The 8,766-nt window shown below is 71.0% G+C and carries 8 protein-coding genes and 1 pseudogene; all 9 read right to left on the bottom strand.

The features are described 5' to 3' along the window. Nucleotides 1-113: 113 nt before the first annotated feature. Nucleotides 114-319, bottom strand: a pseudogene (locus tag ACIQRL_RS17840) (GntR family transcriptional regulator); the annotation flags it as partial. A 118-nt stretch (nucleotides 320-437) separates the two neighbouring features. Next, nucleotides 438-1,274, bottom strand: a complete 837-nt coding sequence (locus tag ACIQRL_RS17835) for an undecaprenyl-diphosphate phosphatase (RefSeq protein ID WP_401332239.1) — start codon at nucleotides 1,272-1,274, stop codon at nucleotides 438-440. A gap of 83 nt (nucleotides 1,275-1,357) precedes the next feature. Beyond that, nucleotides 1,358-1,732 carry a fluoride efflux transporter CrcB gene (gene crcB, locus ACIQRL_RS17830; protein ID WP_401332237.1) on the bottom strand — a complete coding sequence of 125 codons (375 nt, stop codon included), beginning with the start codon at nucleotides 1,730-1,732 and terminating at the stop codon, nucleotides 1,358-1,360. Then, nucleotides 1,729-2,145, bottom strand: coding sequence for a DUF190 domain-containing protein (locus ACIQRL_RS17825; protein ID WP_401332235.1), 417 nt, complete (start codon nucleotides 2,143-2,145; stop codon nucleotides 1,729-1,731). The genes crcB (ACIQRL_RS17830) and ACIQRL_RS17825 overlap by 4 nt, the downstream gene beginning before the upstream one ends. Continuing rightward, a complete protein-coding gene (crcB, locus tag ACIQRL_RS17820) occupies nucleotides 2,142-2,618 on the bottom strand; it encodes a fluoride efflux transporter CrcB (protein ID WP_401332233.1) in 477 nt (158 codons plus the stop codon). The genes ACIQRL_RS17825 and crcB (ACIQRL_RS17820) overlap by 4 nt, the downstream gene beginning before the upstream one ends. 247 nt (nucleotides 2,619-2,865) lie before the next feature. After that, a complete protein-coding gene (locus tag ACIQRL_RS17815) occupies nucleotides 2,866-3,846 on the bottom strand; it encodes an SMP-30/gluconolactonase/LRE family protein (protein WP_401332231.1) in 981 nt (326 codons plus the stop codon). 4 nt (nucleotides 3,847-3,850) lie between these two features. Continuing rightward, nucleotides 3,851-4,138, bottom strand: a complete 288-nt coding sequence (locus ACIQRL_RS17810; protein ID WP_401332229.1) for an ArsR/SmtB family transcription factor — start codon at nucleotides 4,136-4,138, stop codon at nucleotides 3,851-3,853. Between the two features lie 144 nt (nucleotides 4,139-4,282). After that, on the bottom strand, nucleotides 4,283-5,842 hold the full coding sequence (locus tag ACIQRL_RS17805; RefSeq protein WP_401332419.1) for an arabinogalactan endo-beta-1,4-galactanase: 1,560 nt from the start codon (nucleotides 5,840-5,842) through the stop codon (nucleotides 4,283-4,285). Between the two features lie 820 nt (nucleotides 5,843-6,662). Then, the gene (locus tag ACIQRL_RS17800) at nucleotides 6,663-8,684 is read right to left on the bottom strand and encodes a beta-galactosidase (protein WP_401332227.1); all 2,022 of its coding nucleotides are present in this window, start codon (nucleotides 8,682-8,684) and stop codon (nucleotides 6,663-6,665) included. Nucleotides 8,685-8,766 lie beyond the last annotated feature (82 nt).

The following is an 8,766-nucleotide window of genomic DNA, read 5'->3' as shown; positions in this document are numbered from 1 at the left end:
GCCCGCGTCGGCGACCACGAAGGTGTCCCTGGCGGTACGGGACACGGTCGGGCCCATCGTCCGGAGGGCCCGCAGCGCCTCGCGCAGCACCGGACGAAGGTAGGGTCCCGGCCCGCGTCGGCGACCACGAAGGTGTCCCTGGCGGTACGGGACACGGTCGGGCCCATCGTCCGGAGGGCCCGCAGCGCCTCGCGCAGCACCGGACGGCCGGCCTCCGGACGGCGGCAGAGCTCGGCCTCGGAGGGAGCTTGCCGCCGACGGCGTGGTCGCCTCGCTCGATGGCGTCGCGGAGGCGACCCTCCGGACGGCCGAAGCCGATACCAAGCGGGGCGTGGGGAACGACACAGGGGGCGCGAAGCCTGGAAATCGGCTTCGCGCCCCCTGTGAGCGGCGTATTCAAGTCCTGGGACCGGTTCGCACCGGCGTCCCGGGCGGTGTCAGCTGTCGATGATGCCGGCGCCCAGCAGCCCGAAGAGCAGCACGCCGATGATGATGCGGTAGATCACGAAGGCGTTGAAGGAGTGCTTGGCGACGAACTTCAGCAGCCAGGCGATCGAGGCGTAGGCGACGACGAACGACACGACGGTGCCGACGATCAGCGGAGCGGCGCCGACACCGGTGCCCAGGGCGTCCTTCAGCTCGTACAGGCCCGCGCCGGTGAGGGCCGGGATGCCGAGGAAGAAGGAGAGCCGGGTGGCGGCGACGCGGTCCAGGTCGAGGATGAGGCCCGTCGACATGGTGGCGCCGGAGCGCGAGAAGCCGGGGAAGAGCAGGGCGAGGATCTGGGAGCTGCCGACCAGCATCGCGTCCTTGAACGAGACGTCGCCCTCACCGCGCTTGTGGCGACCCATCTGGTCGGCCGCCCACATCACGGCGCTGCCCGCGATCAACGAGCCCGCGACCACCCACAGGGAGGCCAGCGGACCCTCGATGAGCGGCTTGGCCGCGAGACCCACGGCCACGATCGGGATCGTCGCGTAGATGACCCACCAGGCGAACTTGTAGTCGTGGTTGTGCCGCTCGTCCTTGTTGCGCAGCCCGCGTCCCCAGGCGGAGACGATCCGCACGATGTCCTTGAAGAAGTACACGAGCACGGCGGCGATCGCGCCGACCTGGATGACCGCGGAGAAGCCGACGACGGCGTCGTCGTCGACGGGGATGTTCATCAGTCCCTCGGTGATCTTGAGGTGACCGGTCGAGGACACGGGAAGGAATTCGGTCACCCCCTCGACAATTCCGAGGACGACGGCCTGACCGACGTTGATGACGCTCATGGGATCCAGTTCTGAGGAGTTGGTCGACAGTGCTGTAGACGGTGCAGGAGACAGTGTTACCTATGCGCGCGGACGCCCGTCATCTACGTCCACAAAGCTTGCGCAAACGAGACCCCGGCGAACGCCGCGCCGAGGCCCGCCGTCACGCTCACGATCACGTTGGCGGCAGCGTAGAACCCCGCACCTGTCTCGGTGAGCCGCAGGGTCTCGTACGAGAACGTCGAGTACGTGGTCAGCGCCCCGCACAGACCGGTCCCGATCAGCAGTTGCACGTGTTCGGACACGTGCCCGGCCGAGGCGGTGCCGGTCAGCAGACCGAGAACCAGGCACCCTGTCACGTTCACGACGAGGGTGCCCCAGGGGAAGACCGTATCGTGCTTCAGCTGTACCGCCCGGTCGGTCAGATAGCGCAGGGGTGCGCCGACCGCGGCGCCGATGATCACCAGCAGCCAGTTCACAACGACTTCTCACCCTTCCCAGGCAGGTCGCCGCCGGTGGCGCCGGGGGTGCCGTCGGGGGTGTCCCCGGGGGTGCCGTTCCGTCCCGCGTAGCGGATGACCTCGCAGTCGTCGAGGATCACCAGGCCCTCGGTGACGAGTTCGTCGAGCTGCGGCAGGAAGGCCCGTACGCGCTCCTCGGTGTCCACGACGATCACGGCCACCGGAAGGTCCTCGCTCAGCGAGAGCAGCCGCGAGGTGTGGATGAGGGAGGAGGCGCCGAAACCCTCGATGCCGCGGAAGACGCTGGCGCCCGCGAGACCCGCCGCGTGGGCACGGTGCACGATCTCCGCGTAGAGCGGCTTGTGGTGCCAGGTGTCGTTCTCGCCGATGAAGATCGTCACCCGCAGGGCGCTGCCCGTCAGTCGTGTCATCGCCGCCTCCATGCCAGGACGCGGCGGGCCGCGGTCACGCCGAGCCACACCGCCGAGAGCGCCGCGCACAGGGTCGCGGCGAGATAGCCGAGCCCGGTGCCCGGATGGCCCGTGCCGACAAGTTTCCGGATGTCGACGGCGTACGTCGAGAAGGTGGTGAAGCCGCCGAGGACTCCGGTGCCGAAGAAGGGGCGCACGAGGCGGTGCGGCGTCCACGCGTCGGTGATCAGCACCATGAAGACGCCGATCACGAAGCAGCCCACGACATTGACCGTGAACGTGGTCCAGGGGAAGGCGCCGTCCGGTGTGGGCCACAGCCGAGCCGCTCCGTACCGGGCGGTGGCGCCGAGGGCACCGCCGGCGGCGACCACCGCGACGACCGGGCCCTGGCCGTGCCAGGGGGACGGCGCTCGCGCGGGCACGCGCACGGGGCTGCCGGATTCACCGACGCGCTCGGGACGCGGGACTGTCATGGGACGGGCACTCCTACTCGCCGGGCCGGTGCGGGCACACGGCATCGCAAGCAGGGACCGTTGGCGGCTGCCGTGCCGCGGTTCGGGTACGGCGGGCCCCACCGCCGCGCCGCGACGCAAGATCGCGGCCGGTGAACAGGGTAACGCCGGGTGTGCGCGCCGCGCACACCCGGCCTGTCCCCGAAGGGCCTCTGCGGAGTCCTCCTCGGCCGGGACCTTGGCGTGCTCGGCGCCCTTGCGCGCCGGCTCAGTCGGTGGCGCCGGGCGGATCACAGACCGCGAGGCCTCGCTCCCAGATGCTTCCGAGGATCAGCCGGCCGTCGGCCTCGCAGGCGCTGGTGACCATGCGGAACCGCGCACGGCGGCTTTCCAGGTGATGCACGACACCGCCCGCGTCGTCGACCGCGAGGACGCCGGTGGTGCCGGGCGGACGGAAGGGAGCGCGCACGGCGAGCCGGGCCGCGGCGCGCCGGACGGCCGGGCCCCGGCCGTGCAGGAATTCCAGGGCGCCGACGCGGGGTCCCGCCAGCGCCACCCAGATCGGACCTTCGGGGGCGCGCCAGAGGTTGTCCGGCTGGCCCGGGAGGTCGTCGACGAAGGTCTCGGCGTGGCCGGCCCGCGGTCCGGTGAGCCAGTAACGGACGAGGCGCCACGCGCCGGTCTCCGCGACCACGAGGAAGGACTCGTCGGCCGAGGAGGCGAGGCCGTTGGCGAACTGCAGTCCCTCCAGGAGTACTTCCGGTTCCTTCTCCCCCGGCGCGAGGCGCAGCAGGCAGCCGGATCCGGTGTGTTCGACGAGATCGCCGATCCACTGCTTCAGGGGGTAACTCCGGCTGGAGATGGTGAAGTACACCGTGCCGTCCGACAGGGCGACGACATTGCTGCAGAAGCGCAGCGGCACACCGGCGACCCGGTCGGCGAGGACGCGGACGACTCCGTCCTCCAGCCCGATCCGCAGCAGTCCGCGTTCGGCGTCGCACACCAACAGCGCGTTGTCCGGGAGGAGTTCGAGGCCCAGTGGTCTGCCGCCCGTCTCGGCGACGACGCGGACGTCGGCACGGTCGGGGTCGCCGAGCCCGTCGACACGGACGATGCGGCCGTCCTCCAGACCGGTCAGCACCCCGCCCCGGGAGTCGGCCACCACGTCCTCGGGGCCGCGGCCTCCGAGGAGCACGACGTGCCGGGGTGCGAGTGCGGTGGGTCCCGCCGTCGCGGACCGTTGTCCCACGCGTCTACCAGCCCTTCTCGAAGTAATGGGTGACCTCCGCGATGCGGTACTCGTCGCGGCGATAGTAGGTCCGCCGGCCCACCTTCTTGGCACGCAGCAGTCCGACGCCGGTGAGGAGGTCGAGGTGGGTGCGCGCCACGGCACGGCTGACGCCGAGTTTGACGGCGAGGGCCTCGGGGCTGACGCCGTCCTCGACGAGGTCGCCACGACGCTGCGGCGGGAAGTGCGCCGCGGGGTTGCGGAGCCACTCCAGGATGTCCATCCGTTGCCCGTTGGCGGGCCCCTTCAGCATCTCGTCCCCCTCCGTCGCGACGGTCTCCCGCTACTGTCCCGCAGCCCGGGGTGGCACGCACGGCCTTCCACGACCCTGGCCGGAGCCCAACGGCCCCGAAAGGGCACGGGGCCCGGCCGCACCGGCGGCCGGGCCCCTGCGCGCTCAGCGGTGGCTGAACAGGGACATGGCCGGAAGCGCCTTGTCGTCGAAGCCGAACAGGGCCTGGTTCTCCCATCCGTTGCCGGAGGTCGGGTCGGTCGGGTCCCAGCCGTTGCCGGTGACCGCCGTCCAGGTCGCCTCCCAGTAGAAGACGCCGAGACCACGGCCGTTCGGCACGGCCTCCACGATGTTCATCACATCCCGGAGCCAGTTGGACTGCCCGGTGGTCGTGGCCGCGTAGCCGGAGACCAGTTCGGCGGTCGTGTCGATCTGGTTGGTGAGCGCGTCGTCACTGTCCAGACGGAAGGGGTAGGCCGTCTCGGCGACGAAGACCGGCTTGCTGTAGCGGGCGGCCGCGTCGTCCAGGGTGGTCTGGAAGTCGTAGAGCGAGCCGTGCCAGTAGCCGTAGTAGGACAGGCCGATGGCGTCGAACTTCACGCCGTTGGCGAGGGCGGTGTCGAACCACCAGCGGGTGCCGGTGAGGTCTCCGCCCTTGGCGAGGTGCAGGGCGACGACGGTGGAGGAGCTGACCGCCTTGGCGGCGTCGTAGCCGGAGTTGAGCAGTCCGGCGAGCTGAGCGAAGTTGTCCGTGGAGCCCTCGGACCAGAGCATGCCGCCGTTGATCTCGTTGCCGATCTGCACCATGTCGGCGGTGGTGCCCTGCGCCTTCAGGGCGTTGAGGACGTCGTACGTGTGGTTGTAGACGTCCGTCTTGAGCTGGCTGTACGAGTGTCCTGCCCAGGCTGCCGGCTTGGTCTGGGTGCCGGGGTCGGCCCAGGTGTCCGAGTAGTGGAAGTCGATCAGGAGCTTCATGCCCTGTGCCTTGATGCGCTTGGCCATCGCGAGGACGCGGGCCTTGTTGTTGTAGCCGTCGGCCGGGTTCACCCAGACCTTGAGGCGCGCGTAGTTCATCCCGGCGGACTTGAGGATGGCGAGCGCGTCGCCGGTGGTGCCCGAACTGGTCTTGTAGACCCCGCCGTAGGCCTCGCTCTTGGCGAGGGAGGAGATGTCGGAGCCCTTGACGGACAGTCCGGTGGTGCCGGCGGTGAACGTCAGGTCGTCGACGTTGATCCAGTTTCCGGCGTTGGCGTCGGAGTAGACGCTGATCGTGCACTGGTTGTTCGTCACGGCGACGGGCACGACCAGGTGGATCCACCCGCTCGTGGAGACCGGCAGATCGGTGCGTTGCGCGGTGCCGCCGCAGTTCTTCAGCGTGAGATAGGCGGAGTTCTGTCCGCCGCCCGAGCGCACCCACGCGGTGAGTTTGTAGTTCCCGTTGGTCAGCCCGGTGAGGGTCTGGTAGGTCTCCACCTTGTAGGCCGAGGCGGAGTAGTGGCTGAGGCGGTAACTCCCGCCGTGGCCACCGGCTTCGACGTACGAGGCGGCGGTGGTGCCGGACTCCGACCAGCCGCTGGGAACGGCGGCGCCGGCCCCGTCGGCCTCGAATCCGGCGTTGGTCAGGGTGCTCGCCGCCTGCGCGGTCTGCGCGGGGAGGGCGGCAAGGGCGAGCCCGGCCGCCAGCGGCAGCAGCAGGGCCCTGAGTGTGCGTCTGGGATGGAACATCATCGTCCGTCGTCCCTTCGACGTGGTGGGGAGAGAGTGCCTCCGGCGGATCCGGGGGCGGACCCCTCCGCCCGCGGCTTCATGGCTCACACGGGCGGAGGGGAGTTCGGCTCGCCGTCGAGTCCCTTGACTCGGACGGCTGTTGGAGCGGTCTTGGCGGGGTGCAGGACCCCGCCGGGTGGGGCGGTCGCCGGGCGCGCGACCCGGAAGACCCGGCGTCGTCCGCCGGTGACGCGACCCGCCGGATCGGGGCCGGTCGCCGGATCGTGCACTCTGGACCGTGCGGTTCGGAGGCGGTGGCCGGGTTGCGAACCCTTCGGCGGGTCCACCGGGTCACACGTCCCGGACGGTTCAGGGCAGTTGTCGAACAGCGAGCCCGACGACTCGGGGTGGTCGCTGGGTCGCGCCCACGGCAGCCGGGGTGGTCGGTGGGCTGCCACCGCGACGACCGTGGTGTGGTCGCCGGGGTCACACCCCCAACGGCGGCAGGCGCGTCGGCCGGCCGGACAGCTCTCGGTGCGTCGCGCCGCGCCCGCCCACCGGCCCCTTCGGTGACGCCGTCCGGGTGGCTGCCGGACGGTTCTCGGTGCCGTCGCCGGATCGGCGGACCCGGCCGCCTCGCGGTCGGACGAGTCGTGCACCCGGCGGGCCGTGCGGTCGGCCGGGGCGGCGGACCCGGTCGACCGCGTGGGGGCGGTCAGCGGGCCTCCGGTCCGGATGGCCGACTGGCCCAGGCGGGCGGATCTCGGTCAAGTCCCTTCCTCCGGAAGCCGGTTGGTCCCGGCCGCGCGACGGCCGACCCGCGCGGCCACCGGCCCGGTCAGCCGTCCAGGCGTACGACCCGGACGGTCCCCGCCGGCACCGCGAGGCGGCCGGCCGCGCGCTCGCCGGTCAGGAGCTCGGTACCGTGCGCGTCCAGCGGCACCTTGGCGTCCGACGAGGTGTGGTTGACGGCGAAGACGTAGGTGCCCGACTCGCCGGTACGGCGCACCACTTCGACATCGCGGGGCAGATCGGCGCGCGGCGCGATACGCGCGTCGTCGGCCACCCAGCCGATCAGGGCGTCAAGACCCTCCGCTCCGAGGCGCGTCGACACGTACCAGGCAGACCCGGTGCCGCTCTGGTGCCGCGTGACCGCGGGATGGCCGGCGGTGAGCCCGTCGGCGTACGTCCAGACGGTCTCGGCGCCGCGCGGCACCACGAACTCGGTCCACACGTCCCCGGTGAGTTCGGAGCCGTCGGGCCCGGTGATCCGGACCAGCTCGCCCCGCAGCAGCGGGGAGAACTCCTCGACGGTCAGGCCGAGTACGTCCCGCAGGGCGCCGGGATGGGGGCCCTCGTGCACGGCGTCGTGCTCGTCGACGATGCCGGAGAAGTACGAGACGAGCAGGGTGCCGCCGTTGTCGACGTACTCCCTGAGGTTGTTCCCCGCCGCCTCGGTCATCAGGTAGAGGGCGGGTACGACGACAAGGGGATAGGCCGACAAGTCGGCTTCCGGGTGGGCGAAGTCGACCGTGAGGTGACGGTCGTAGAGGGCTTCGTAGAAGGCGTCGGCGCGCTCGCGCGCGTCGTGGTCCTCGCTGGGGCGCCACTGCAGGCTCTGCGCCCACCAGGACTGCCAGTCCCACAGCACGGCCACGTCGGCGACCGTGCGGGTGCCCTTGACGGAGGCCAACGAGTCGACGGAAGCGCCGAGTTCGACGACCTCGCGCCATACGCGCGAGTCGGTGCCGGCGTGCGGCAGCATCGAGGAGTGGAACTTCTCGGCGCCGCGCCGGGACTGCCGCCACTGGAAGAACAGGGCGCCCTCGGAGCCGCGGGCCACGTGCGAGAGGGAGTTGCGGGCCATCTGGCCGGGCGCCTTGGCGGGGTTGCGGGGCTGCCAGTTGACGCCCGAGGTGGAGTGTTCGAGGAGCAGCCAGGGGGCGCCGCCCGCGACCGAGCGGGTGAGGTCGGCGGCCATCGCGAGGTTCACATGGGTGCGGCGGCCGTCGGTCATCAGGTAGTGGTCGTTGGTGACCAGGTCGACCTCGCGTCCCCAGGCCCAGTAGTCGACGGAGTCGCACTGGCTGAGGGCGGTCATGAAGTTGGTGGTGACGGGTATGCAGGGCGCGAGGCGGTGCAGGATGTCCCGCTCGGCCACGAAGTTCTCGCGCATGGTCGCGTCGGCGAACCGCTTGTAGTCCAGCGCCTGGGCCGGGTTGCCGACCGTCGGGGTGACGCGCGGCGGGTCGATCTGGTCGAAGTCCGCGTAGCGCTGGCCCCAGAAGGCGGTGCCCCAGGCCTCGTTGAGCTCGTCGATCGTGCCGTAGGCGCTGATCAGCCAGGTACGGAAGTGCGCGGCGCAGGAGTCGCAGTAGCAGGCCGAGACGGGGACGCCGTACTCGTTGTGGACGTGCCACAGCGCGAGCGCGGGGTGGTCGGCGTACCGGGTCGCGAGCCGGGTCGTGACGGCGGCGGCGGCGGTGCGGTAGTCGGTGTTGCTGTGGCAGATCGCGCCGCGTGAACCGAAGGCGTAGCGGGTGCCGTCGGCGGCCACGGGGAGCCCTTCGGGGTGTTCGCGGTAGAACCAGGCGGGCGGTGCGACGGTCGGGGTGCCCAGGTCCGCGCGGATTCCGTGCTCGTGCAGCAGGTCGAGCAGGCGGTCGAGCCAGCCGAACTCGTAGGTGCCCGGAACCGGTTCGAGGAGCGCCCAGGAGAAGATCCCGACGCTCACCATCGTGACGCCCGCCTCACGCATCAGCCGGACGTCCTCGGGCCAGACACTCTCCGGCCACTGCTCGGGGTTGTAGTCACCACCGAAGGCGAGCCCAGTCAGGCCCTTGGGGTGGGTCTCCGGCATGAATCTCTCCCGTTTAATCGATCATTTGGGAACGTGCACACACAACGCCAGCGGCGTGAGTCCAACATAACCGCACAGCAAC

The sequence above is a fragment of the Streptomyces sp. NPDC091209 genome (genome assembly GCF_044757755.1).
Taxonomy (GTDB): Bacteria; Actinomycetota; Actinomycetes; order Streptomycetales; family Streptomycetaceae; genus Streptomyces.
This window is presented reverse-complemented; position numbering and strand designations above follow the sequence as displayed.

Excerpts from the sequence above, each read along its gene's own strand:
- ACIQRL_RS17835 (WP_401332239.1), bottom strand. The coding sequence starts at position 1,274 with ATGAGCGTCATCAACGTCGGTCAGGCCGTCGTCCTCGGAATTGTCGAG.
- ACIQRL_RS17825 (WP_401332235.1), bottom strand. The coding sequence starts at position 2,145 with ATGACACGACTGACGGGCAGCGCCCTGCGGGTGACGATCTTCATCGGC.
- crcB (WP_401332233.1), bottom strand. The coding sequence starts at position 2,618 with ATGACAGTCCCGCGTCCCGAGCGCGTCGGTGAATCCGGCAGCCCCGTG.
- ACIQRL_RS17810 (WP_401332229.1), bottom strand. The coding sequence starts at position 4,138 with ATGCTGAAGGGGCCCGCCAACGGGCAACGGATGGACATCCTGGAGTGG.
- ACIQRL_RS17805 (WP_401332419.1), bottom strand. The coding sequence starts at position 5,842 with ATGTTCCATCCCAGACGCACACTCAGGGCCCTGCTGCTGCCGCTGGCG.
- ACIQRL_RS17800 (WP_401332227.1), bottom strand. The coding sequence starts at position 8,684 with ATGCCGGAGACCCACCCCAAGGGCCTGACTGGGCTCGCCTTCGGTGGT.